Source organism: Rhizobium indicum, from assembly GCF_005862305.2.
Lineage (GTDB): Bacteria > Pseudomonadota > Alphaproteobacteria > Rhizobiales > Rhizobiaceae > Rhizobium > Rhizobium indicum.
Window position 1 is genome coordinate 2,440,618 of record NZ_CP054021.1, and the last position, 23,050, is coordinate 2,463,667.

The 23,050-nt window shown below is 61.4% G+C and carries 24 protein-coding genes; 7 read left to right on the forward strand and 17 right to left on the reverse strand.

Annotated elements, in window-relative coordinates; genetic code table 11:
• Window positions 1-10: 10 nt before the first annotated feature.
• The 9 genes from FFM53_RS12180 to FFM53_RS12220 form a co-directional block, all read right to left on the reverse strand.
• Window positions 11-997 (reverse strand): type II secretion system F family protein, encoded by a 987-nt coding sequence (locus tag FFM53_RS12180; protein ID WP_138332153.1) that lies wholly within the window; start codon window positions 995-997, stop codon window positions 11-13.
• A 15-nt stretch (window positions 998-1,012) separates the two neighbouring features.
• The gene (locus FFM53_RS12185; protein ID WP_138388460.1) at window positions 1,013-2,020 is read right to left on the reverse strand and encodes a type II secretion system F family protein; all 1,008 of its coding nucleotides are present in this window, start codon (window positions 2,018-2,020) and stop codon (window positions 1,013-1,015) included.
• A gap of 5 nt (window positions 2,021-2,025) precedes the next feature.
• Window positions 2,026-3,501, reverse strand: a complete 1,476-nt coding sequence (locus tag FFM53_RS12190; RefSeq protein ID WP_138388461.1) for a TadA family conjugal transfer-associated ATPase — start codon at window positions 3,499-3,501, stop codon at window positions 2,026-2,028.
• 132 nt (window positions 3,502-3,633) lie between these two features.
• Window positions 3,634-4,911: a CpaE/TadZ family protein gene (locus FFM53_RS12195; protein WP_138388462.1), complete on the reverse strand. Its 1,278-nt coding sequence runs from the start codon at window positions 4,909-4,911 to the stop codon at window positions 3,634-3,636.
• A 14-nt stretch (window positions 4,912-4,925) separates the two neighbouring features.
• On the reverse strand, window positions 4,926-5,678 hold the full coding sequence (locus tag FFM53_RS12200) for a CpaD family pilus assembly protein (RefSeq protein ID WP_138388463.1): 753 nt from the start codon (window positions 5,676-5,678) through the stop codon (window positions 4,926-4,928).
• A complete protein-coding gene (locus tag FFM53_RS12205) occupies window positions 5,675-7,174 on the reverse strand; it encodes a type II and III secretion system protein family protein (RefSeq protein ID WP_138388464.1) in 1,500 nt (499 codons plus the stop codon). The genes FFM53_RS12200 and FFM53_RS12205 overlap by 4 nt, the downstream gene beginning before the upstream one ends.
• Window positions 7,175-7,185: 11 nt before the next feature.
• A complete protein-coding gene (cpaB, locus tag FFM53_RS12210; RefSeq protein ID WP_138388465.1) occupies window positions 7,186-8,001 on the reverse strand; it encodes a Flp pilus assembly protein CpaB in 816 nt (271 codons plus the stop codon).
• Window positions 8,002-8,111: 110 nt separating this feature from the next.
• Window positions 8,112-8,624: an A24 family peptidase gene (locus FFM53_RS12215; protein WP_138388466.1), complete on the reverse strand. Its 513-nt coding sequence runs from the start codon at window positions 8,622-8,624 to the stop codon at window positions 8,112-8,114.
• Between the two features lie 124 nt (window positions 8,625-8,748).
• Window positions 8,749-8,934 carry a Flp family type IVb pilin gene (locus FFM53_RS12220; RefSeq protein WP_020052412.1) on the reverse strand — a complete coding sequence of 62 codons (186 nt, stop codon included), beginning with the start codon at window positions 8,932-8,934 and terminating at the stop codon, window positions 8,749-8,751.
• Window positions 8,935-9,313: 379 nt separating this feature from the next.
• Between FFM53_RS12220 and FFM53_RS12225 the strand changes: the two genes are divergently transcribed.
• The 7 genes from FFM53_RS12225 to FFM53_RS12255 all read left to right on the forward strand — a co-directional run bounded on the left by FFM53_RS12225 (window position 9,314) and on the right by FFM53_RS12255 (window position 14,880).
• The gene (locus tag FFM53_RS12225) at window positions 9,314-9,724 is read left to right on the forward strand and encodes a pilus assembly protein N-terminal domain-containing protein (RefSeq protein ID WP_138388467.1); all 411 of its coding nucleotides are present in this window, start codon (window positions 9,314-9,316) and stop codon (window positions 9,722-9,724) included.
• A gap of 114 nt (window positions 9,725-9,838) precedes the next feature.
• Window positions 9,839-10,474 (forward strand): TadE/TadG family type IV pilus assembly protein, encoded by a 636-nt coding sequence (locus FFM53_RS12230; protein WP_138388468.1) that lies wholly within the window; start codon window positions 9,839-9,841, stop codon window positions 10,472-10,474.
• A complete protein-coding gene (locus FFM53_RS12235; protein ID WP_138388469.1) occupies window positions 10,474-11,055 on the forward strand; it encodes a TadE/TadG family type IV pilus assembly protein in 582 nt (193 codons plus the stop codon). Before FFM53_RS12230 ends, FFM53_RS12235 begins: the two co-directional genes overlap by 1 nt.
• 211 nt (window positions 11,056-11,266) lie before the next feature.
• Window positions 11,267-12,487 (forward strand): phosphopentomutase, encoded by a 1,221-nt coding sequence (locus tag FFM53_RS12240; protein WP_138388470.1) that lies wholly within the window; start codon window positions 11,267-11,269, stop codon window positions 12,485-12,487.
• Entirely contained in the window at window positions 12,484-13,452 is a 969-nt protein-coding gene (locus FFM53_RS12245; RefSeq protein ID WP_138388471.1) for an adenosine deaminase, read from the forward strand. The genes FFM53_RS12240 and FFM53_RS12245 overlap by 4 nt, the downstream gene beginning before the upstream one ends.
• A 103-nt stretch (window positions 13,453-13,555) precedes the next feature.
• Window positions 13,556-14,185 (forward strand): uracil phosphoribosyltransferase, encoded by a 630-nt coding sequence (gene upp, locus FFM53_RS12250; RefSeq protein WP_003544477.1) that lies wholly within the window; start codon window positions 13,556-13,558, stop codon window positions 14,183-14,185.
• 125 nt (window positions 14,186-14,310) lie between these two features.
• Window positions 14,311-14,880, forward strand: a complete 570-nt coding sequence (locus tag FFM53_RS12255; protein WP_138388472.1) for a TIGR02281 family clan AA aspartic protease — start codon at window positions 14,311-14,313, stop codon at window positions 14,878-14,880.
• Window positions 14,881-14,886: 6 nt separating this feature from the next.
• Here the strand turns inward: FFM53_RS12255 and deoA are convergent, their stop codons facing one another.
• The 8 genes from deoA to FFM53_RS12295 form a co-directional block, all read right to left on the reverse strand.
• Window positions 14,887-16,194, reverse strand: a complete 1,308-nt coding sequence (deoA, locus tag FFM53_RS12260; protein WP_138388473.1) for a thymidine phosphorylase — start codon at window positions 16,192-16,194, stop codon at window positions 14,887-14,889.
• A gap of 1 nt (window position 16,195) precedes the next feature.
• Window positions 16,196-16,972 carry a deoxyribose-phosphate aldolase gene (deoC, locus tag FFM53_RS12265; protein ID WP_138388474.1) on the reverse strand — a complete coding sequence of 259 codons (777 nt, stop codon included), beginning with the start codon at window positions 16,970-16,972 and terminating at the stop codon, window positions 16,196-16,198.
• 113 nt (window positions 16,973-17,085) lie between these two features.
• Window positions 17,086-17,886, reverse strand: a complete 801-nt coding sequence (locus FFM53_RS12270; RefSeq protein WP_138388475.1) for a purine-nucleoside phosphorylase — start codon at window positions 17,884-17,886, stop codon at window positions 17,086-17,088.
• Window positions 17,883-18,272: a cytidine deaminase gene (locus FFM53_RS12275; protein ID WP_003544464.1), complete on the reverse strand. Its 390-nt coding sequence runs from the start codon at window positions 18,270-18,272 to the stop codon at window positions 17,883-17,885. Before FFM53_RS12275 ends, FFM53_RS12270 begins: the two co-directional genes overlap by 4 nt.
• A gap of 1 nt (window position 18,273) precedes the next feature.
• Window positions 18,274-19,245: an ABC transporter permease gene (locus tag FFM53_RS12280; protein ID WP_138388476.1), complete on the reverse strand. Its 972-nt coding sequence runs from the start codon at window positions 19,243-19,245 to the stop codon at window positions 18,274-18,276.
• Between the two features lie 10 nt (window positions 19,246-19,255).
• Window positions 19,256-20,359 (reverse strand): ABC transporter permease, encoded by a 1,104-nt coding sequence (locus FFM53_RS12285; protein WP_138388477.1) that lies wholly within the window; start codon window positions 20,357-20,359, stop codon window positions 19,256-19,258.
• A gap of 7 nt (window positions 20,360-20,366) precedes the next feature.
• Window positions 20,367-21,878 carry an ABC transporter ATP-binding protein gene (locus FFM53_RS12290; protein ID WP_138388478.1) on the reverse strand — a complete coding sequence of 504 codons (1,512 nt, stop codon included), beginning with the start codon at window positions 21,876-21,878 and terminating at the stop codon, window positions 20,367-20,369.
• A gap of 88 nt (window positions 21,879-21,966) precedes the next feature.
• Entirely contained in the window at window positions 21,967-22,959 is a 993-nt protein-coding gene (locus FFM53_RS12295) for a BMP family lipoprotein (protein WP_029873712.1), read from the reverse strand.
• Between the last annotated feature and the right edge of the window lie 91 nt (window positions 22,960-23,050).

Consider the following 23,050-nt stretch of genomic DNA (forward strand, 5'->3'; position numbering starts at 1 on the left):
GGCGCAATCGTCAGAACTTGTCTGCCACCTGAATGCCGGCCGGACCGAGAATGACGGCGATCAGCACCGGCAGGAAGAACAGGATCATCGGCACCGTCAGTTTCGGCGGCAGCGCGGCCGCCTTCTTTTCCGCCTCGTTCATACGCTCGTCGCGTCCTTCCTGGGCGAGAACGCGCAACGCCTGCGCGACCGGCGTGCCGTAGCGATCGGCCTGGATCAGCGCCTGAGTTACCGAACGCACCAACTCGATCTGGGTGCGCGTGGCAAGATTTTCGAGCGCCGCGCGGCGATCCGGCAGGAAGGAGAGTTCGGCCGTGGTCAGCACCATCTCCTCGGCGAGCGCCGGCGACTGTTCGCCGAGTTCTTCCGACACGCGGCGCATCGCGGCCTCGATCGAGATACCGGACTCGACGCAGATCAGCATCAGATCCAGCGCATCCGGCCAGGCGCGTTTGATCGAGTGCTGGCGCTTGCCCATGCGGTTGGAGATATAGATGTTTGGCGCGTAGAATCCGAGATAACCGACGCCGATGACGGCGAAGAGGCGGATCGGCGTGCCCTTTTCGGCGAGATTGCCGAGGCCGAAGACCCAGAAGGCAGCTAGCGCCAGGAAAAGGAAAGGCAGCAGGAAACGCGCCACCAGGAAGGTATTCAGCGCATTCTCCGAACGGAAACCGGCGGCACGCAGCTTGTTGACCGTGTTTTCGTCGACCAGCGCCTTGCGCAGGTTGAAGCGCTCGACGATCTGACGGACCGAGCGGTTATTCTGGCTCCTGAGCGAGGCCTTGCCGGCGCCGGTTTCCGTGTTCATGCGGGCGCGTTCGCGGGCACGGATCTGTTCGCGCTCTGTGGAAACAGCCTTCATGCGCTTGTTCAGATCGCCGCGCTCGAAGAAGGGAACGGCAATCGTGTAAAAAGTGGCGAAGACGGCGATCGCGACGAGAAGGGCGATCAGCATGCTCGGATTGGTCAGCGTTGCGGCAAGATCCTGCGACATGGTGCTTCCTTCCGGCTAAATGTCAAAATTGACCATGTTGCGCATGACGAAGATGCCGATCGACATCCAGATCGCCGAGACACCCATGATGAAATGGCCGCGCGGATCGGTGAAAAGGATCATCATGTAGTTCGGCGACGTCATGTAGACGAGGGTCGCGACGATGAAGGGCAGAGCCCCGATGATGACGGCCGACGCCTTGGCTTCCATCGAGAGCGCCTGGACCTTGGCCTTCATCTTTCTGCGCTCGCGCAGCACCTTGGAGAGGTTGCCGATCGCTTCCGACAGATTGCCGCCGGCCTGTGACTGGATGGCGATGACGATGGCGAAGAAGTTGACTTCCTGGAGCGGCATGTGGATCGTCATGCGGGCGCAGGCGTCGGGAATGCTGAGGCCTACCTGCTGCGCCTCGATCACCCGCAGGAACTCGCTCTTGACAGGCTCGGTGCCTTCGGTGGCGATAAGGCGGATCGCATCGTTGAGCGGCAGGCCCGATTTGATCGAGCGCGTGATGACGTCAAGCGCATTGGGGAACTCGTTCAAAAACTTGGTCTGGCGGCGTTTGATCAGGAAGCCGACGACCCAGCGCGGCAGGCCGAGACCGGCGACGACGGCGATACCGACCATGACCATCCACGATGCGCCGACGACCAAGGCGACAAGCAGCAGCACGGAGGCGAAGACGGCGCTGATGAGATAGAATTTCGCCGCTGTGATCGTCAGGCCGGCCTGCACCAGCCGCGATTTCATCGACACGGTCTTCTTGGTCTTTTCGTGCTGGCGCTTTTCCAGATCCTTCAGATTGTCCTGCACGGATTTGCGGCGCTTCGACAGCTCTTGCACGCGGTCACGGGCGGCCTTGACCTTGACCCGGTCGCTTTCGGCCGATTTGACGCGATTGATGCGGCTTGCCGATTTCTTGTCGGCCTCGATCTTCGAAAACAACAGGGCATAGGCGACCGCCGCCGCGGAGACGGCGGCGAGGACGACGATTGCCAGCACTATCGGATCGAACCCGAACATCTCGCCTATTCCTTCGTTTTCGCTTCCATCGCGTCGAGGGCGGCGGCAAGACGCTTTTCCTCGTTGAAGTAGCGGGCGCGATCCCAGAAATGCGGCTTGCCGACGCCGGTCGACATGTGCCGGCCGATCAGGCGGCCATTCGCATCCTCGCCATCGATCTCGTAGCGCATCAGATCCTGGGTGATGATGACGTCGCCTTCCATGCCGATCACCTCGGTGATCTGGGTGATGCGGCGCGAACCGTCGCGAAGGCGCGCCGCCTGAATGACGACGTCGACCGAGCTGGAAATGATCTCGCGCACCGTCTTTGCCGGCAGGGTAAAGCCGCCCATGGCGATCATCGATTCGATGCGGCTCAGGCATTCGCGCGGCGTATTGGCGTGGATGGTGCCCATCGAGCCGTCGTGACCGGTGTTCATCGCCTGCAGCAGGTCGAAGACTTCCGGTCCGCGCACTTCGCCGACGATGATGCGCTCGGGACGCATACGCAGGCAATTCTTGACCAGATCGCGCATGGTGATCTCGCCCTCGCCTTCGATATTCGGCGGGCGTGTTTCGAGACGGACGACATGCGGCTGCTGCAGCTGCAGTTCGGCGGTATCCTCGCAGGTGATGACGCGTTCGTCCCTGTCGATATAGTTGGTGAGGCAGTTCAGAAGCGTCGTCTTGCCGGAGCCGGTGCCGCCTGAAATGACGACGTTGCAGCGCACGCGCCCGATGATCTGCAGCACGGTTGCGCCTTCCGGCGTGATCGCGCCGAAACGGACGAGCTGATCGAGCGTCAGCTTGTCCTTCTTGAATTTGCGGATGGTGAGCGCCGGCCCGTCGATCGACAGCGGCGGCGCGATGACGTTGACGCGCGAACCATCCGGCAGGCGGGCGTCGCAGATCGGGCTCGATTCGTCGACGCGGCGGCCGACCTGGCTGACGATGCGCTGGCAGATCGAGAGAAGCTGTGCATTGTCGCGGAAGCGAATCTCGGATTCGATCGTCTTGCCGCCGACTTCGATGAAAGTCTGGCCGGCGCCGTTGACCATGATGTCGGCGATGTCGTCGCGCGCCAGCAACGGCTCCAGCGGGCCGTAGCCGAGGACGTCGTTGCAGATATCCTCGAGCAGTTCTTCCTGCTCGGAGATCGACATCGCAAAGTTCTTGATGGTGATGATGTCGTTGACGATGTCGCGGATTTCCTCGCGGGCGCTTTCGCCGTCGAGCTTGGAAAGCTGCGAGAGATCGATCGTGTCGATCAGCGCGGAAAAGACCTGCGCCTTGGTGTCGTAATATTCATCGGTGCGGGCCGGGCGCTTGCGCTGCGGCGTCTGCATCGGCGGTGGCGTCACCTGCTGGCGTGCGGATTCGCGCGAGGGTTCAACCAGAATGGAGGGGGAAGAGGCCGCAGGGGCGGCGGCCGGATCCGGCGGCGGAGGAGCAATCGCCCCCCCGACCTTTCCGGAACCTTCGTTTCCGCGTTTTCCAAACATGCCACTCGATCCAATCTGCTCGTTCTAGAGCATTTCCCGATCTCTCCGAGTCAAGAAAATGCTCTATCTTTTTGTTTCCACGCAATTCCGGACGCAAAACCGCTGCACACTTTTGCTGGAATTGCTCATCGTCTACTTGCGCTTCAGGAGGCCCAGCAGGCCGCCTTTCTTCGCCTTCTTGATCGCGACCCGGCCGGTGACGATGTGCGATATCTGCGAAAAGGTTTCCGCCGTCGGCGACTTCGGGTCGACTTCGGAAATCATCCGGCCGCTATTGGCGGCGTTGCCGAAGAGATTGATGTCGAAGGGGATGATCGCGATCGGATCGATCTCCAGCGGCTCACAGAAATCCGACGGTGAAATCTCCGGCCGTTTCGGCATGCCGACCTGATTGAGGATGAGATGCGGCGGCCTGTCGTTCGGCCGCATCTTGCGCAGCGCGTCCAGCATGTTCTTGGCGTTGCGCAGATTGGCGAGATCGGGAACCGCTGCGATGACCACCTCGTCGACGCTCGACAGCACCGAGCGCGTCCATTCCGACCATGCATGCGGAACATCGAGCACGGTGACGGGCGCGCTGCGCTGCAGAACGTCGAGCACCGGCTGGAAGGCCTGGCCGTCGAAATCATAGGCACGGTCGAGCAGCGAGGGTGCGGCCAGCAGCGACAGATGTTCGGAGCATTTCGTCAGCAGGCGGTCGAGGAAGACTTCGTCGAGACGATCGGGTGCGAAGACCGCTTCGGCGATGCCCTGGGCCGGATCCTGATCGAAGTCGATGTTGGCCGTGCCAAAGGGCAGGTCGAGATCGGCGAGGATCGTCTCGGTGGAGAAGAGATTGGAAATGCCGAAGGCGCAATTATGCGCGATGGTCGAGGCACCGGCGCCGCCCTTCGAGCCGATGAAGGCGATGCTGCGGCCGAGCGGCTCGGCGTCCGGATCGACAAAGATCGAGGCCATCGCCGTAAGGATATCGGGCATGGCGACGGGCTGGACCATATATTCGGAAATGCCGTTGCGGATGAGTTCGCGATAAAGCCCGATATCGTTGTAATAGCCGATAATGACGACCTTGGTCGTCGGATCGCAGACGGCGGCGAGCGGCGCGAGTTCGCCGAGCAGATTCGCGGCATTCGCCTTGGTCTCAAGGATGATGAGGTTCGGCGTCGGGGCGCCGGAAAACATATTGGCGGCAGCGGCGATGCCGCCGCTGGTGATGCGCATGCTGACCTTCGCGACGCGCCGATCATTGGCGCAGCGTTCCATGACTTGTTGTAGGGCCTCGCTCTCGCAGAAAGCATGGACGGAGATGCGCGGCAGCGGCCGCATGCTTTCCAGATCCGCCATGCGCACCGCCTCCTCGGCGTTGCGAAGCTCGCTGGGATTCCTGATTTCGTATTCGATCGCGCTCATCGTTCCGTTCCGCCTCAGAATCCGCTGTCGCCAGCATCTTCGATCGTCGTCGTTGTTGTCCGGTATTCCTGGATCGCATTGTTGCGCCGCTGCGCATCGATCGGAGTCATACCGCGGGGCGCCACCAGATCTTCCGGATTGGCGATCTGGGCGGCAAGGTTGTTCTGCGAGGCGCAGCCGAAATTATAGTAGTTCTGGTTGGTCAAATCGTTCGATATGTCCTTTGGCCACTGACCGCATTGCGTGGTGACCGCGGTGGTGCCGGTAAAGCTCAGCCGGATGGGCGCCGCATCACCGGGACCGACGGCGGCATAGGAGGTGTTGACGATTTTCGAGCTTGCAATCCCCCTCGATGTCAGCTCGGCACGAACCTGATTGCGCAGCTGATAGGCGGCCGCCGAATTGGGCGAGCCTTGTGGCGACAGCACGTAAACCGGGCCCGAGGCGCGCGAGATATAGTTTGCGGCAAAGCCGCGGATGAGATCGCGCTGGGCGATGGTCAGGCGGCGATCGGTGGAGGCAACAGGTATATCCACCGTCTGCTCCGCTTCCGTCACGATGATCGGGTGGCGGGCACGGTAATCGTCCGGAATGCCGCCGGTCGTCAGTTGGTCATGCGGGCCGGCGCATCCGGAAAGTATCGCCACCGACATGGCGACCGTGGCAAAAAGCGCCTTCGAGTTTCCGAGGCGGGGTGTCGTCGCATTCATATGGGCCATCGCCTGATCTCTGTTTTCTGCCATCGCTGCCGCTCGCGCCCCGCTCATTTGTAAATGAACCCGATCGAGCCGTGGAACTGCGCATCGGCAACGGGCGCCTCGCGGCGGCCATAGACCTTGTTGACACGGTTGAGGAAGAAGGTTGCACCGTCGTTCTCAGGGCTGAAATTGTCGTCCGGCCGGTTGAGCTGGTTGCGCGCCACCGGGCGCACCAGATAGGGCGTTGCGATGATGACGAGTTCGGTTTCCTGACGCTCGAACCCCTTCTGGCGGAAGAGGGTCCCGAGCAGCGGGATCTTCGAAACGCCGGGTGTGCCGCCCATCGTCTGGGAAACATTGTCGCGGATCAGGCCGGCGAGCGCGATCGAACCGCCCGAGGGCAGCTCCACCGAGGTTTCCGCCGAACGACGCTGGTAAGTGGCGTTGCCGCTGCCTGCCACCGGTTCGGAGACATTGGTCTTGATCTGCAGGCTGATGCGTCCCGATGACAGCACGACCGGTTTGAAGGCGAGGTTGATACCGTAGTTGAACGGGACGACGGTGACATTGCCGTCGCTGTCCGTCGTCGAATAAAGCTGCTGGCCGCCGGAATTGAAGGTCGCGGCCTGGCCCGATATCGCCGTCAGCGTCGGTTCGGCGAGCGTCTTGACGACCTTGGCCTGTTCCAGCGCATTGAGGTAGGTCGAAATGTCGTATTTGCCGATCGAGCTCTTGAAGAGCGCCGCCAGGCCGCCGCCGACCGTCGATGTGGCGCTGTCGGCGGTTGGGCTGCCGAGCTGGGCGACCGTCATGCCGGAAGAATTGGAAACCAGATTGTCGAAGCCGAGCTGCTTCAGCACCTCGCGACGAACCTCGGCGATCGTCACCTTGAGGGTGACCTGGTCCTCGCCCTCGATCTGCAGGAGGTTGACGACCTGCGAGCTCTGGCGACCTTCGGCAAAGAGCGCCACCGAGCTGTCGCCGCCGGTGCCGGATGCCGTTTCGGTTCTGGTCGTCGCTTCGCCGCCCTTCAGGAAGACCTGTGCCAGATCGGCCGCCTGTGTGGCATCCTGTGGCGTGCGCACCGTGCCGGTCAGCACGATGTTGTCGGAGACGATTTCAACGTTGATGTTTGAGTCGCGAATGAAGCGACGGAGATTGACTTCGAGGCCGGAGACGTCGCGCTCGATCTCGATGTCGAGATTGACGATCTCCTGTCCACCGGCGCCGAAGACGAAGATATTCGTCTGGCCGACCTTCTTACCGAACAGGTAGATGCGCCGCGAGGTGCGGGTCACGGCATCGGCCATGGTCGGATCGGAGACGAGGATATCATGCGCATCCTCCGGCAGATCGACGACGACAGCCTTGTTGAGCCCGAGCTTCAGCCGGCGATGGGCATTGGAGCCGGTCTGCGAGATCCGGACCAGGCTATCGGAATCGGCGCGCGCCTCGCCTGCAGCGAAAAGCGGGGCGAACGAGGCCGGCGCCATACCGGAGACGCCGATTGCCAGAGAAAGACAGCCTGTCAGGAGAGGTCCGGCGCGCCGCGTTGAATTGCCCATTTGCACGTCCCTTACTCCGCCTTCGGCGCGGCGCCGGCATCCGTGACGATGGCGCCCGATTTGATGACCTGGATGATCGCACTGCCGTTGTCGCCGCTCAGCAGATAGTCTGCGGCGCTGGTATCCTGCTCCTGCGCATCGGCGACCGAGCGCAGCGCGAGCGACAGCCGGTCCGCCATCTGCTGGGCAACGGCAAGAACCTTCGTTTGGTCGGGCGTGAGCTCGAGCGTCGCGGTCGTGCCAACCACCGATTTCGAGCCATCGTCCTTTTCCTGGATCTGCTGGTCGATGGCGAGGACGCGGACATTGCTCAGCACCGTTTCGGTGATGAGCTTGTCGGCTTCAGCGCCCTTGCGGACCATGATGACGTCGACGCGATCATTCGGCAGGATGAAACCGCCCGCACCGGTTGCCACCGATATCTCGGTCGCGACGGCGCGCTTGCCGGCTGGCAACAGCGAAGAGAGGATACGGCTGCTGGAATCAGCGACCTTTTCCGGCCTGATCGGTTCGCCTTCGAAGATCGGCAGACGCACGACGGCACCCTGCAGATCCTTGATCGCATCCGGCTTTTCGGCTTCGGTGATGAGGCCAGGGACGACGCCGCCCTGCGGCCAGGCCATCCAATGCACCGACTGGTCGTCCAGCCTTGCGCCAACCGCCAGATTGGCGCTCGAGACGAGGATGTTGACAGTCGGTTCCTTCTCGACGACCGAGCGGACCTGGGTAACGACACCGCCACTGCCCGCCATTTGCATTGCCAGGAGGCCGGCAAGGCCGGCTGCCACCACGGCGACAGCTAGGATTATAAGGCGGGCCGGTTTCATCGATCATTCCTCAGGGCACGATATGTTCGCCCTGTAGAATGCTCAGCAATTGGTATAATTATGGTTAATGGAATGCTTAGATTTTAAGTTAACAGGCATTTAAAATGCCGTTATTTCAGGCTTTCCAGCGCGGCGAGGAACAGCGGCGAGGAGGGGAAGGCCATGAAGCCGCCGATGGCGATGGCAATCCCGTAGGGGATCTTCTTGGCAAGCAGGACGGAGTTCGGCACCGGCAGCCCGATGGCGAGGATGGTGTCCGATTGCGCTCTTACCAGTAGGATCAGCAAGGTGATGAGGCCGCCGATCATGGCGATGTCGGTCATCAGGAAAAGCAGGGATTCGTTCAGACCAAACCAGAGCGCGGTGGCGCTCATCAGCTTGGCGTCGCCGCCGCCCATCACATTGAAGGCGAAAAGAGCAAAGCAGGCGCTGAAGACGATGGCGGCGCCGGCAAGATGCATGCTGATCATTTCCAGACCCAAGCCGGAGAACGGCGCGAGGACGAGGAAAGAGGCGATCAGGATCACGGAAATGCGGTTCGGGATCGTCATGGTGAAGAGATCCGAGAAGGCCGCCATCGCAAGGCAGAGTGGCAGTATCAGGAAGACTGCGGCTGCGATCATGCTCATACCCGATCGTGACTTGATGCGAAAAGGCTCACGGCCGTTCAGCCTGTGAGCCCGCCCGATATATCGGCCAAAGCAAATCCGGCCGTATCAATTTCAGCGCCAGCTGGCAGCGCCTATCTTAGTTCGACGCCGTAACGCCGGTGTTCATCTTGGTGCCCAAGTTGTTGAACGTGGTGCCGATCCGGTTGCCGAGGGTCGTGGCGCCGGTGATGAGCGCTACGGAAATGAGAGCAGCGATCAGGCCGTATTCGATTGCGGTCGCGCCGGATTCGTCCTTCAGAAAACGGCTAAAAAGCTTGGTCATGGTAACTCCTAACTCCAGTTGATGTTCAGCACGTCCGCCAACTGTTTGCCGTTGATCGGATGACTGCAACCTAGCGAATGGCCGTTTCCATCGGCTTAAGGAAAAGAGTTAACGACATGTGAACGAGACAACATGCCACTGTGGAGTCAGTATTTTCCTACGCATTTCGCTCAATATTTAACGATATTCGTAAAATACCGCTGCATTCATCCGGAAATAGCACATATTCTGCTTCCAACCGGGGCGTGCGCCGTCCTAAATCCGTACCAAATCGGATCATTACGCTTCATCCCGGAACAGAGTGATGAGCTTAAGGCTTCGTTCACCATTTTTTTCCATTCTATGCGGATATTGCGCTGTGATCGTGAAAGAGGACCCAATGTCATCGAGCGGCAAAACCATTTTCTTTGCCGGCATGATCGCCGTTTTCGGTATTTCGGGAGTGTCCGCGGCCGCAGACGATGACATGCTGCGCGTCTATATGGATCACGCGCGCGTCTTGAAGCTCGACCGCCCCGTCAGCAAGGTGATTGTCGGCAATGCCGCAGTTGCCGATGCGACCGTGGCCGACGCCAAGACAATCGTGCTCACGGGACGCAGCTTCGGCACCACCAATCTGGTCCTCCTCGATGCCGACGGCAACGCGATACTCGACGAACGCATCCTGGTGTCGATCGACGAGGGCAATACGGTGCGCGTCTACCGGCAGACCCAGCGCTCCGTGCTGTCCTGCACGCCGAACTGCGAGCAGCATGCGCAGCAGGCGACAACGGGCACCACCTCGCCTTGATCGGCTTGCCTCGGTTCTTCGGCCATTCGTTAAAATCGTCGTGTCAGGTTGAAACGGAAAATCAACGAACGGACCTTAGTCTGACGACTGGAAAATGTCGCTCGGATCCAGGCAATGACGGTAATTGATCAGAAGACGGATAAGGGGCGCGCTTTTGCGCCGTTCCGTTTCTTACGGTTTCGCGCTCTCGCCCGCTCACGCGAGGGTGCTGCGGCGATCGAATTCGCGCTGCTCGCCATTCCCTATTTCCTGGTGATTTTCGCAATCCTCGAAACTTTCGTCGCCTTCGCTGCGGAGGAACTCGTCTCCAATGCCGTCGATACGATGAGCCGCCGGATGCGAACCGGGCAGATTACCTATAATCTCGGCCGCACGACCGATATGAACCAGGCGCAATTCCGCCAGGCTTTCTGCGATGAGGTTTCGATCTTGATCCGCTGCTCGGCGACCGAAGTCGCCACGCCGAGCAAGCTCTATCTGGATGTGCAGACGTTCAGCACCTTCTCGGCCATTCCAACGACGATCCCTAAGCTCTCCACCGATAAATATGCCGACATCAACACGGCGGCCTTCAAATATGCGCCAGGCGGCGCCGGCACGATCAACATGCTGCGCGCTTACTATCGCTGGGAAATCACCGCGGATCTGGTCCGGCCTTACATCACCACGATACGTCCCTCCGACACTTCGATGCCGAGGCAATATCTGATCGTCGGGACCGCGGCCTTCCAGAACGAGCAGTATCCATAATGGCGTTGCGCAACCCGTTCACCAGATTGGTCCTGACGGTGCGGCGGCTGGCCCGCGACCGCAAGGGCGCCGGCGCGATCGAATTCGCGATCCTCTTTCCCGTGCTCGTCATGCTCTATATCGGCGCTTTCGAGATCACGGTCGGCCTCAGCGTCAGCAAGCGCGTGACACGCGCCGCAGGAACGGTGGCCGACCTCGTCACGCAGCAGCAATCCGTCACGAAGAGCGCGCTCGCGCAGATGCCGTCGGTCGCAACGGCGATCTTCGTGCCCTATAATTCGACGTCGCTGACGCTGAAGATCACCGGGATCACCATCGATGCCGGCGCCAATGCGAAGGTGCTCTGGTCCTGGGCGCAGGACGGAACAGTGCCCTATGCCAAGAACGCCACGGTGAGCAACGTGCCAGCGGATATGAAGACGGCGAACAGTTTCCTGGTCCGTACCGAGCTCAGCATTCCCTATACGATGTTCCTGTTCGCCCCGAACTTCATGCCGGACGGCATGCGCACGATCACCATCAGCCGCAGTTATTTCTACCGCCAGCGGCAAGGCGACTCGATCCCCTGCGGCGACTGCTGACGGCCGCCTCCTACTCTTCTCTGCTGCATAACTCCCTCAATCGAAATCGATTGGGGAGTTATGCAGCAATTCAAAGTGTTACAGCGTCCTTTGCGCGTCTGAAAAAGACGCGCGGCGCTGTAATTTGCCAAGCCGGCCGCAGCATTATATGGCTGGATCCCAGCCGCCTCCGACATTCCAGAGGCCGGCGATCGGCTCTCTCGGGTGTAAAATGGCGCGTGCCTTTCTTTTTGTTCTGGATTCCTTCGGCGTCGGCGGAGCGCCGGATGCGGCGGCCTATGGCGACGAGGGCGCTGATACGCTTGGCCATATCGCCGAGTTCTGCGCGGCCGGAGCCGCAGACCGCGCCGGATTGCGCGAAGGGCCGCTTTCCCTGCCCAACATGTCGGAACTCGGGCTGATGCAGATCGCACGGTCCGCCTCCGGCCGGTTTCCGTCCGGTATGCCCGTCCCGGAGAAGGTCTACGGCATTTATGGCGCTGCCACCGAAATTTCCCGTGGCAAGGATACGCCGTCGGGCCATTGGGAGATCGCGGGAACACCTGTCAGTTTCGATTGGGGTTACTTCCCGATAGAGGGCGACGCCTTTCCCCAGGAATTCATCGAGGCGCTATGCAGGCAGGCTGACGTGCCCGGCATTCTCGGCAACTGCCATGCCTCGGGAACGGAGATCATCGCCCGGCTCGGCGAGGACCATATCCGCACCGGCAAGCCGATCTGCTACACCTCCTCGGATTCGGTCTTCCAGGTCGCGGCGCATGAGGTACATTTCGGCCTCGATCGTCTGCTCGCCTTCTGCCGTTTGGCCCGGGGGCTGCTCGATCCCTACAATATCGGCCGTGTCATCGCCCGGCCCTTCATCGGTCAGTCCGCTTCTACTTTCCAGCGCACCGGAAACCGGCGCGACTTCTCCGTGCTGCCGCCGGAGCCGACACTGCTCGACCGGCTGATCGAGCACGGACGACACGTGCATGCTGTGGGAAAGATCGGTGACATCTTCGCGCATCAGGGCATTTCCAGGGTCATCAAGGCGAACGGCAACGAGGCGCTGATGGATGCGTCGCTCTCGGCGATCGACGCGGCTGAGGACGGCGATCTCGTTTTCACCAATTTCGTCGATTTCGACATGATCTACGGCCATCGCCGCGATGTGCCGGGTTATGCCGCAGCACTCGAAGCCTTCGATGCGCGCTTGCCCGAAGTCCACAAGAAACTGAAGCCCGGCGATCTCGTCGTGCTCACCGCCGATCACGGCTGCGATCCGACCTGGCGCGGCACGGACCATACGCGCGAGCGCGTGCCCGTCATCGCCTATGGCCCCGGCATCCGGTCGCGTTCGATCGGCGTGCGCCGCAGCTATGCCGATATCGGCGAGAGCATCGCCCGGCATCTCGACATCCCGGCCGGATCGCACGGAAGGAGTTTTCTGTGACATCGCATTTGAAGAAGGTCGAACTGCACTGCCATCTGGAGGGTGCTGCACCTCCGGCTCTGACCGCGGCGCAGGCACGGAAATATGGCGTCGACATCAGCGCTGAGCTTCGCGACGGAGCCTATGTCTGGCATGATTTCGCAAGCTTCCTCGAATGTTACGACAAGGTTTCCGAGGTCTACAAAACCGAAGAGGACTATGCGCTTCTGACCGAAACCTATCTCGACGAACTCGCCGGCATCGATACGATCTACAGCGAGCTCATCGTTTCGCCCGACCACGGCAAGCGCATCGGGCTGGGTGCCGATGCCTATATATCCGGTATCTGCGAAGGCATCCGGCGAGCCAAAAAAAAGAGCGGCATCGAGGCCCGGCTGATCGTCACCGGCGAGCGGCATTTCGGTCCGGAGAGCGTGATTGGTGCTGCCGAATATGCGGCAAAGGCCGCTAACCCTCTGATTACCGGCTTCAACCTTGCCGGCGAAGAGCGCATGGGCCGTGTGGCCGACTACGCCCGCGCCTTCGATATCGCCCGCGATGCCGGCCTCGGGCTCACCATCCATGCCGGCGAGGTCTGCGGCGCCTTCAGCGTCGCCGACGCGCTCGATGCGGTGCGCCCCTCGCGCATCGGCCATGGGGTGCGCGCTATCGAGGATCTCGATCTCGTAACGCGGCTTGCCGATCTCGGCACCGTGCTCGAGATCTGCCCGGGCTCCAATATCGCGCTCGGGGTCTTTCCCGATTTCGCCTCCCATCCGCTGCCCCGGCTGAAGGACGCAGGCGTGCGGGTGACGATCAGCTCGGACGATCCGCCTTTCTTTCATACTTCGCTCAAGCGGGAATACGAACTTGCGGCCGGGACCTTCGGCTTCAGCGACGCCGAGATCGATGCCATGACGCGCACGGCGATCGAAGCCGCCTTCGTCGACGATGAGACACGCAAGGCCCTGCTCGCTCGAATATGAGGGTTAGAGGCTGGGGATGATCGGCACAAATTGACCGCCACTCTTGCGGTCGGGCCGATTTCCGTGAAAGAAACATTCGATAGAAAGAATGAAAGGCTTCCCCATGGACGGCGTCACGGTCATCGATCATCCGCTTGTGCAGCACAAGCTCACCATCATGCGGCGCAAGGAGACATCGACGGGAAGTTTCCGGCGCTTGCTGCGCGAAATCTCGACCCTGCTCTGCTACGAAGTGACCCGCGATCTCGAACTGACGATGGAAACGATCGAGACACCGCTGCAAACGATGGAGTCGCCGATCCTCGAGGGCAAGAAGCTCGTCTTCGCCTCGATCCTGCGTGCCGGCAACGGGCTGCTCGAAGGCATGCTTGATCTCGTGCCTTCCGCCCGCGTCTCGCATATCGGCGTCTATCGCGACCACGAGACGCTGCAGCCGGTCGAATATTACTTCAAGGCGCCGGAGGACGTGGCCGAACGGCTGATCATCGTCGTCGACCCGATGCTTGCGACCGGCAACTCCTCGATCGCGGCGATCGACAAGCTCAAGGAACGCGGCGCCCACAATATCCGCTTCCTCTGCCTGCTTGCCGCTCCGGAAGGCATCCGCAACTTTCGCGCCGCGCATCCCGATGTTCCGGTCTTCACAGCATCGATCGACAGTCATCTCAACGAGAAGGGCTACATCATGCCCGGCCTCGGCGATGCTGGCGACCGCATGTACGGCACCAAGTAATTTCAACCTTCCTTTACCAAATCGAAAGACTTTGAGGCCCGGAGGTTCGTTCCAGGCCTTTTGTTGTCGACATTAGCAACTTATCAGCACTTGAGGTTTAGCAAGCTTGGAGCATGAGGCCCTGCATGAAGCCGGGTTTATACAGGAAGGATTTCTGTTTCATGCTCGTGCGTACCGTCCTATTCGCCAGCATCGCCGCGGTGCTCGCCACACAGGTGCCTTCCTTCTTCGGAGGCACCAGCCAGCAGCCCGCTGAAACTCTCTCCGCCAATTACGTATCGACCGAAACCGAGCAGCCGGTCGCACCGGAGCCAATCTACGGCAGCAATGCGATCCGCCTGCAGGCCGATGCGCAGGGCCACTATACCGGCAGCTTCAAGATTAACGGCAAGCCAGTGCAGGGCCTGATCGATACCGGCGCCACCTATGTGGCGCTCAACGAGACGCTCGCCCGCCGGCTGGGCTTTACCGCCAACCAGCTCGATTTCCGCTATGGGGTGAACACGGCGAACGGCCAGACGAAGGCCGCGCATGTGACGCTCGACCGGGTCGAGATCGGCGGCATTCGCGTGCGTGAGGTCGAAGCCTTCGTCCTGAAGGACGATGCGCTGACGACGACGCTGGTCGGCATGAGCTTCCTGCAGAAGCTCGCTTCCTATTCCGTCGCCGACGGTTCGCTAAGCCTCAAGCAATAAACCGCGTCAGATCAGGCCCGCAATCACCGGTGTCAGCTCCGGCTTCTCCTCGGTGATGCGGTAGTGCGCAGCAAGTGCCGCAACTGCTCTCTCTGCGGCTGCGTCGTCGGCGGCGTGAACGAGCGCGATCGGTTCGCCCGCATTCACGCGGGTGCCGAGCGGCAGGAGTTCGGAAAAACCGACGCGATGATCGATCCGGTCCGCCGGATGGCGTCTTCCGCCGCCGAGATCGATGACACTGACCCCGATACCGCGCGCATCGCAGGCGGCTAGCCAGCCGGACCGGGCGGCCGGAACAGGCTTTGCGACCGGCGCTCTGGCCAGGTGTCGGTCAGGGTTTTCGATGAGATCGGCCGGGCCGCCGAGCATGGACACCATGCGCGCGAAGACCTCGGCCGCCTTTCCCGATGACAGCGCCCGACGCGCCATTCCCTCGGCTTCATCAGACGAGGCGGCGATACCCGATTTCACCAGCATTTCGGCGGCGAAAGCAAGAACGACGGTCTCAAGCCGCGTGTCGGCCTTTCTGCCCGCTAGGAAATCCAGGCAGTTGCGCATTTCGACGGCATTGCCGGCACTATCGGCGAGCGGTTGGTTCATGTCGGTGATCAGGGCCGAGGTCTTCACGCCTGCGCCATTGGCCACCTCGACCAGCGACTGCGCCAGGATCTCCGCCTGGCCGCGATCGGCCATGAAGGCGCCGTTGCCGACCTTGACGTCGAGCACCAGCGTCTCGAGCCCCGCCGCAAGTTTCTTCGAGAGGATCGAGGCGGTGATCAGGGGAATGGAATCGACGGTGGCGGTCACGTCGCGCACAGCGTAGAGCCTGCCGTCGGCGGGCGCCAAGGTCCCGGTCTGGCCGATGATGGCGCATCCCGCCTCCTTCACGACCTTGTGGAACAGCTCCGCGTCCGGGGTGATCATATAGCCGGGAATGGATTCGAGCTTATCCAGCGTGCCGCCGGTATGGCCGAGGCCGCGTCCGGAGATCATCGGAACGGCGAGGCCGCAAGCGGCGGCGATCGGCGCCAGCATCAGCGAAACATTGTCGCCGACGCCGCCGGTCGAATGTTTGTCAGCGATCGGGCGGTCGATATCGGTCCACTGCAGCCTGTCGCCGGAATCGGCCATCGCCAGCGTTAAGGCCACGATTTCGGCCCGCGACATGCCCTTGAACCAGACGGCCATGGCGAATGCGCCGATCTGGCCTTCCGACAATTGGCCGGCAGCCAACGCAGCGATGAAGGAGCTGATCTCGGCGGCGTCGAGTTCGTCACCATCGCGCTTACGTCGGATGATCTCCTGCGGAATCATTTCAGTAGCTCGACGCCGCAGCCGGTGCCGACTGTGTTCCGCTCAGAACCGCCAGGATATCGTCGAGCAGGTCGGAAGCGCCGAAGCGGAACGTCGACGGCATCGCCCAGTCCGGTGTCATGATGGTTTCGGCAAGGCTCAGATAGAGTGCGGCATCGGCCACCGAGCCGATGCCGCCGGCCGGCTTGAAGCCGACCTTGCGGCCGCTCTCGCGGATAGCGCGGATCATGATGTCGGCGGCTTCGAGCGTCGCATTGACGGCGACCTTGCCGGTCGAGGTCTTGATGAAATCGGCGCCGGCTTCGATGGCGAGTTCGGAGGCATGGCGGATCAATGCGGCATCCTTCAGCTCGCCAGTCTCGATGATGACCTTCAGAAGAACGGGGCCGGCGCATTCTGCGCGCACGGCCTTGACCATGTCGGTCACCGCCTTCTCGTTGCCGGCGAGCAGCTTGCGGTAGGGGATGACCAGATCGATCTCATCGGCGCCATCGGCAATCGCCTCGCGTGCTTCGGCAGCGACATCGGCCACTTCCATATCGCCGGAAGGGAGGTTGACGACGGTCGCGATACGCACGGCATGCCCGGTGCCAAGGATATAGCGGGCCTGAGCGACGAACCGCGGCCAGATGCAGATCGCAGCGCTGGTGCCATAGGGCGTCTGCGCCCGGGCGCAGAGCGCTTCGATCTGCGCCTCGGTGCAATCATCCTTCAAATTGGTGAGATCGAGAAGAGAAAGGGCGACAGCCGCCGTCTCCCGGTTGGAATGGCTATTCATCTTCGCTTCCTCTAGAGCATGATGCCGAAAAGTGTGCGCGGTTTCGGACGACATCATGCTCTAACTATAGAATGTAGAACAGGATTCAGATTTTAGGCCGACCCGGCCTAAAATCATCCTGTTCCAGCCGCAATCATGTCTTTCAATATGGCGGCGAGACGGGCGCCGCCGATGGGCGCCATCTCCTTGGTTTCTTCATGGCTGAGCTCATTGCCGGTCATGCCTGCCCCATAGTTGGTGATAACGGAGGCGGCTGCAACCCTCAGGCCCAGCATTCTTGCGATGATGACCTCGGGCACCGTCGACATGCCGACGGCATCGGCGCCAAGGATGCGCGCCATACGGATTTCCGCTGGCGTTTCGAAGCTTGGACCGGAGAACCACATATAGACCCCCTGCGCCAGCTCGATTTCAAGCTTTACCGCTGCCCTCTGCATCGCTGCGGCAAGCTCGGCATCATAGGCATTGGTCATGCCGACGAAACGGTGATCGCTTTCCTCGCCGATCAGCGGGTTCATGCCGGAATAGTTGATGTGATCGGTGATCTGCATCACCGAACCGGGCGGCAGGTCGTCGCGCAGCGATCCGGCCGAATTGGTCAGGATCAGCGCCTCGACGCCGAGCGCCTTCAGCACCTCGATCGGCAGGCGCATGGCGTTGGCATCGCCCTTCTCGTAATAATGCACGCGGCCGGAGAGCATGACGACAGGCACACCGCCGAGGCGGCCGGCGACAACTTCGCCTGCATGGCCGGAGACGGCACTGACGGGAAAGCCCGGCAGGTCGCGATAGGAAACACGCACGGCGCCGTCCAGCTCACCGACGAGAGAGCCGAGACCGGAGCCGAGCACGATGCCGTGGCGCGGCTTGATGCCGCCGAGCAGTGCGGCGAGCAGGTTGACTGTCGCCTTCATCCGAGTTCGGTCTCGAAGCTGAAGGGGAGAAGCTCTTCCATCGTCATGGTCTTCTTCACGCCTGCCTCATCGCAAAGGTAGATCTTCGTCTCCTTGGAGGCGAATTCGGAGATCTTCTGGCGGCAGCCGCCGCAGGGCGGGCAGAGCGGCAGCTTCTCGGCAATGACCGCCATTTCGACGATCTTCTTTGCGCCGCCCATGATCATGGCGCCGATCGCCGTCGGCTCGGCACACCATCCTTGCGGAAAGGAGAGGTTTTCGATGTTGGCTCCGGTATAGACCTTACCGTCCTCGGCGCGGATCGCCGCACCGACCGGGAATTTCGAATAGGGCGCATGGGCAAAGGCCATGGCGCCGCGGGCGGCTTCGAACAGATCGTGAGACATATCAACGCTCCTTGGTATAGGGCACGCCACCGGCTTTCGGCGGGGTCGCGACGCCGATGAAGCCGGCAAGCAGGACGCAGGTCAGGACATAGGGCAGCGCCTGGAAGACCTGAACCGGCACTTCGCCAATCAGCGGCACCTGCTTTCCCTGCATGAAATTTGCCAGCGCATCGAGGAAGCCGAAGAGCAGGCAGGCAAACATGACGGGCACCGGCTTCCACTTGGCAAAGACGAGAGCGGCGAGCGCGATGTAGCCCTTGCCGGCCGACATGTCCTTGATGAAGGCGGCGGACTGGGCGATTGCCAGATAGGTGCCGGCAAAGCCGCAGAGAATGCCGGCACACATGACGGCGCGGTAACGCAGCCAGGCGACCGAGATACCGGCCGTATCGACCGCGCCCGGGTTTTCGCCGACGGCGCGCAGCCGCAGGCCGAAGCGTGTGCGGTAAAGCACCCACCAGGAAAACGGCACGGCAAGAAAGGCCAGGTAGGTGAGGATATTGTTGCCGGATATGACATTGGCATAAAGCGGGCCGATGATCGGTATGTCGCGGGCGGCGTCGGCGCCCGGCAGGATGATCGGCGCAAAACGCGAATCCGGCGCCAACTGCGGCGTGCGCCCGCCCTGGCCGAACCAGGCCTGACCGAGCACGATGGTGATGCCGGCAATGAAGAAGTTGATCGCCACACCTGACACAATCTGGTTGCCGCGGTTGGTGATCGAGGCAAAGCCGTGCACCAGGCTCAGCGCCACCGAGCAGAGGATGCCGGCACCGAGCCCGAGCCAGGCCGAATCGGTGAGATAGGCAACGCAGGCGGCGGCAAAGGCCGAGCCCAGCATCTTACCCTCGAGGCCGATATCGAAGATGCCGGCGCGTTCCGAAAACAGACCGGCAAGGGCGGTGAAAATCAGCGGGATCGACAGGCGAATCGTGGAGGCTAGAACGCTGATGAAGATGTCATAATAATCCATCGTCCGCTCCTCAGGCTCGCTTTAACTGTTGATAGAGGCGGACCATCGCCGGCCGGAACATGTATTCCAGCGCGCCGGCAAAGAGGATCACCAGACCCTGGATGACCAGGATCATCTCGCGGGTGATATTCGGCATTTCGAAGGAAACCCAGTCGCCGCCTTGGTAGAGAATACCGAAGAGGATCGCCGCCATGATGATGCCGAGCGGATGGTTGCGGCCCATCAGCGAGACGGCGATGCCGACGAAGCCGGCACCACCGACGAATTCGACCTGCAGACGGGCCGACGAGCCCATGACGGGGTTCAGCGCCATCATGCCGGCGAGCGCGCCGGAGAGCAGCATGGCGATGATCACTGTGCGGGCATAGGGGATGCCGGCATAGGTGGCCGCCGTGGGGCTGACGCCCAAGGTGCGCATCTCGAAGCCGAGCTTGGTGCGCCAGACGAGCAGCCAGACGAGGTAGCTGACGACGAGCGCAATGATGAAGGAGACGTTGAACGGGGCAGCCCCCAGCTTGGCGCCGAACAGTTGCATGACCCAACCGAGCTTCGGCAATTGGCCGCCTTCGAGGAAGGTGCGGGTTTCCGGCGCCATCTTGCCTGGTACGATCAGCACATGCACCAGGAGGTACACCATCAGTGCTGCGCCGATATAATTGAACATGATCGTCGTGATGACGATGTGGCTGCCGCGTTTTGCCTGCAGGAAAGCCGGGATGAAGGCCCAGGCTGCGCCGAACAGACCGGCGCCGACAACCGCGATCGGCATCGTTACATACCATGGCACGTAGCGGTCGAGCGCCAGCGCCACCAGCGCGCAGCCGAGGCCGCCGAGATAGGCCTGGCCTTCGGAACCGATGTTGAAAAGTCCGGCATGGATCGCCACCGCGACGGAGAGGCCGGTGAAGATGAAGCTCGTCGCATAATACAGCGTGAAGCCGATGCCTTCGCCATTGCCGAGCGCGCCCTGGATCAGCAGCGACAGCGCATCGAGCGGGCTCTCGCCGATCAGCCAGACGACGAAGCCGGAGATCAGGAAGGCGACGGTGAGGTTCAAAAGCGGGATGAGGCCGTAGTTGATCCAGTTTGGCAGCGGAACGGAAGCAGTGCTCATAAAGGCCTCATGCGGCAATGCCGGCCATCATCAGGCCGAGGGTCTGTTCACCAGCATCGGGCGTCTTCTCGCCGACGACATGGCCGGCAAACATGACAAGGATACGGTCTGAAAGGGAGCGGATTTCATCGAGTTCGACGGAGACGAGCAGGATCGCCTTGCCCGCATCACGCATTTCGATGATTCGGCGGTGGATGAATTCGATGGCGCCGATATCGACGCCGCGTGTGGGCTGGCCGATGATCAGCATCTTCGGATCGCGTTCGATCTCACGGGCAACGACGATCTTCTGCTGGTTGCCGCCGGAGAAATTCGCCGTCTTCAGCCGCGGGTTCGGCGGACGGATGTCGTATTTCTCGATCTTCTCCATCGCATCCTTGCGGATCGCTTCGAGATCGAGCAGCGGGCCTTTGCTGTAGGCCGGGCGGCGATGATAGCCGAGCACGGAATTTTCATATTCCTCGAATTTCAATACCAAACCCATATGGTGGCGGTCCTCTGGAATATGAGCGAGGCCGAGATCACGCAGGCGGGCGGGATCGGCCTTGTCGATCGTCTGGCCGTCGAGAAGAATTTCACCGGAGGTCGGTTTTCGGATGCCGGCAATCGCCTCCAGCAATTCGGACTGGCCATTGCCGGCCACACCGGCGATGCCGACGATCTCACCGGCGCGCACGTCGAAGGAGACATTGTCGACCATAGTGACGCCGCGATTGTCCTTGACCGTGAGGTTGCGGACGGACAGCACGGCGGCTTGCGGGTTCGCCTCGCCCTTCTGCACACGCAGCAGCACGCGGCGGCCGACCATCAGCTCGGCGAGTTCCTCCACCGTCGTCTCCGACGTCTTGCGGGTCGCGACCATTTCGCCGCGGCGCATGACCGAGACCGTATCGGTGATTGCCATGATCTCGCGCAGCTTGTGGGTGATGAGGATGATCGTCTTGCCCTGATCGCGCAGTACCTTGAGGATGCGGAAAAGGTGATCGGCCTCGGCCGGCGTCAACACGCCCGTCGGCTCGTCGAGGATCAGGATCTCGGCGCCGCGATACATGGCTTTGAGGATTTCGACGCGTTGTTGCAGACCAACAGGTAGCTCTTCGATCAGCGCGTCCGGATCGACCTCGAGGCCATATTCCGTTTCCAGCCGCTTGAGCTCGGCACGGGCCGAGGCGACGCCCCTCGCCAGCAGCATGCCGCCTTCGGCGCCAAGCATGATGTTCTCGAGCACCGTGAAATTGTCGACCAGCATGAAATGCTGGTGCACCATGCCGATGCCGGTGGCGATCGCCGCCTGGCTGTCGCGGATAGTGACGGGATTGCCGTTGACCCGGATCTCGCCGCTATCGGCATGGTAGAAACCATAAATGATCGACATCAGGGTCGATTTGCCGGCGCCGTTTTCGCCGATGATGCCGTGGATCGTCCCCTTGGCAACGGTGAGGTTGATGTCCTTGTTGGCATGAACGGCACCGAATTTCTTGTCGATGCCGACAAGCTCGATAGCGGGCTTATCTGTCACTGCAGACTCCAAATAAGAAAAGGGCGTATGGCGAAAATCCCCTCCGCCATACGCCCGATCTCAATCGTCGATCACATTCGGGCGCGGATCACTTCGGGCAAGCGTTGTCCGAGGTGTAATCGTGAACCTTGACGGTTCCCGCGATGATGTCGGCCTTGGCCTTGTCGACGGCAGCCTGCATTTCCGGTGTGATCAGCGACTTGTTGTTGTCGTCGATCGCGGCGCCAACACCGTCTTCCTTGACGCCGAGCGCCTGGACGCCAGCGGTGAACTTGTCGTTCTTGGTGTCGTTGTAGGCATTGTAGACAGCGAGGTCGACGCGCTTGACCATCGAGGTCAGGACCGAGCCCGGATGCAGATGGTTCTGGTTGGAGTCGACGCCGATCGACAGCTTCTTGTTGTCGGCGGCCGTCTGCAGAACGCCGAGACCGGTGGCACCGGCTGCCGCATAAACGACGTCAGCGCCTTGGTCGATCTGGTTCTTGGCCAGCTCGCCGCCGCGGACCGGGTCGTTCCAGGCAGCGCCCGTCGTGCCGGTCATATTCTGGAACACTTCGATATCGGCCTTGACGGAGCGGGCGCCCTGCTCGTAGCCGCATTCGAACTTGCGGATCAGCGGAATGTCCATGCCACCGACGAAGCCGACCTTGCCGGTCTTGGAGGCCATGCCGGCGAGAACGCCGACGAGGTAGGAGCCTTCTTCTTCCTTATAGACAACCGAGCGGACGTTCGGCTTGTCGACGACGGAGTCAACGATGATGAATTTGGTATCCGGGAATTCGGCTGCAACCTTCTCGATGGCCGAGGTCCAGGCGAAGGAAACGGCAACCACTGGATTGAAACCGCGGCTTGCAAAGTTGCGGATGGCCTGTTCGCCCTGAGTGTCGCCCGTCGGCTCGAAGTCGCGATAGGCAATGCCGGTCTCGGCCTTGAACTTCTCGGCACCGTTATAGGCCGCCTCGTTGAAGGACTTATCGAACTTCCCGCCGGTGCCGTAAACCAGCGCCGGCTTGACATCGGCGGCAAGCGCCGTCGTCGACATGGCAGCCACGGCAAAGAGAGTGAGAAGGGATTTTTTCATTGTGCAGCCCTGTTGTTGCTATTCGTTAGGGGTCCTCCCGCAAGCCCTTTCCGGGCATGTCTGCGGAACCACCGACCTCCCCCCGGAGGCC

Excerpts from the sequence above, each read along its gene's own strand:
- cpaB (WP_138388465.1), bottom strand. The coding sequence starts at position 8,001 with ATGAAACCGGCCCGCCTTATAATCCTAGCTGTCGCCGTGGTGGCAGCC.
- FFM53_RS12200 (WP_138388463.1), bottom strand. The coding sequence starts at position 5,678 with ATGAGCGGGGCGCGAGCGGCAGCGATGGCAGAAAACAGAGATCAGGCG.
- FFM53_RS12255 (WP_138388472.1), top strand. The coding sequence starts at position 14,311 with ATGAAGCCGGGTTTATACAGGAAGGATTTCTGTTTCATGCTCGTGCGT.
- FFM53_RS12180 (WP_138332153.1), bottom strand. The coding sequence starts at position 997 with ATGTCGCAGGATCTTGCCGCAACGCTGACCAATCCGAGCATGCTGATC.
- FFM53_RS12185 (WP_138388460.1), bottom strand. The coding sequence starts at position 2,020 with ATGTTCGGGTTCGATCCGATAGTGCTGGCAATCGTCGTCCTCGCCGCC.
- FFM53_RS12215 (WP_138388466.1), bottom strand. The coding sequence starts at position 8,624 with ATGATCGCAGCCGCAGTCTTCCTGATACTGCCACTCTGCCTTGCGATG.
- deoA (WP_138388473.1), bottom strand. The coding sequence starts at position 16,194 with ATGATTCCGCAGGAGATCATCCGACGTAAGCGCGATGGTGACGAACTC.
- FFM53_RS12295 (WP_029873712.1), bottom strand. The coding sequence starts at position 22,959 with ATGAAAAAATCCCTTCTCACTCTCTTTGCCGTGGCTGCCATGTCGACG.
- FFM53_RS12190 (WP_138388461.1), bottom strand. The coding sequence starts at position 3,501 with ATGTTTGGAAAACGCGGAAACGAAGGTTCCGGAAAGGTCGGGGGGGCG.
- FFM53_RS12240 (WP_138388470.1), top strand. The coding sequence starts at position 11,267 with ATGGCGCGTGCCTTTCTTTTTGTTCTGGATTCCTTCGGCGTCGGCGGA.
- FFM53_RS12275 (WP_003544464.1), bottom strand. The coding sequence starts at position 18,272 with ATGTCTCACGATCTGTTCGAAGCCGCCCGCGGCGCCATGGCCTTTGCC.
- FFM53_RS12225 (WP_138388467.1), top strand. The coding sequence starts at position 9,314 with ATGTCATCGAGCGGCAAAACCATTTTCTTTGCCGGCATGATCGCCGTT.
- FFM53_RS12195 (WP_138388462.1), bottom strand. The coding sequence starts at position 4,911 with ATGAGCGCGATCGAATACGAAATCAGGAATCCCAGCGAGCTTCGCAAC.
- FFM53_RS12270 (WP_138388475.1), bottom strand. The coding sequence starts at position 17,886 with ATGAAGGCGACAGTCAACCTGCTCGCCGCACTGCTCGGCGGCATCAAG.
- FFM53_RS12235 (WP_138388469.1), top strand. The coding sequence starts at position 10,474 with ATGGCGTTGCGCAACCCGTTCACCAGATTGGTCCTGACGGTGCGGCGG.
- FFM53_RS12285 (WP_138388477.1), bottom strand. The coding sequence starts at position 20,359 with ATGAGCACTGCTTCCGTTCCGCTGCCAAACTGGATCAACTACGGCCTC.
- FFM53_RS12280 (WP_138388476.1), bottom strand. The coding sequence starts at position 19,245 with ATGGATTATTATGACATCTTCATCAGCGTTCTAGCCTCCACGATTCGC.
- upp (WP_003544477.1), top strand. The coding sequence starts at position 13,556 with ATGGACGGCGTCACGGTCATCGATCATCCGCTTGTGCAGCACAAGCTC.
- FFM53_RS12230 (WP_138388468.1), top strand. The coding sequence starts at position 9,839 with ATGACGGTAATTGATCAGAAGACGGATAAGGGGCGCGCTTTTGCGCCG.
- FFM53_RS12220 (WP_020052412.1), bottom strand. The coding sequence starts at position 8,934 with ATGACCAAGCTTTTTAGCCGTTTTCTGAAGGACGAATCCGGCGCGACC.
- FFM53_RS12205 (WP_138388464.1), bottom strand. The coding sequence starts at position 7,174 with ATGGGCAATTCAACGCGGCGCGCCGGACCTCTCCTGACAGGCTGTCTT.
- deoC (WP_138388474.1), bottom strand. The coding sequence starts at position 16,972 with ATGAATAGCCATTCCAACCGGGAGACGGCGGCTGTCGCCCTTTCTCTT.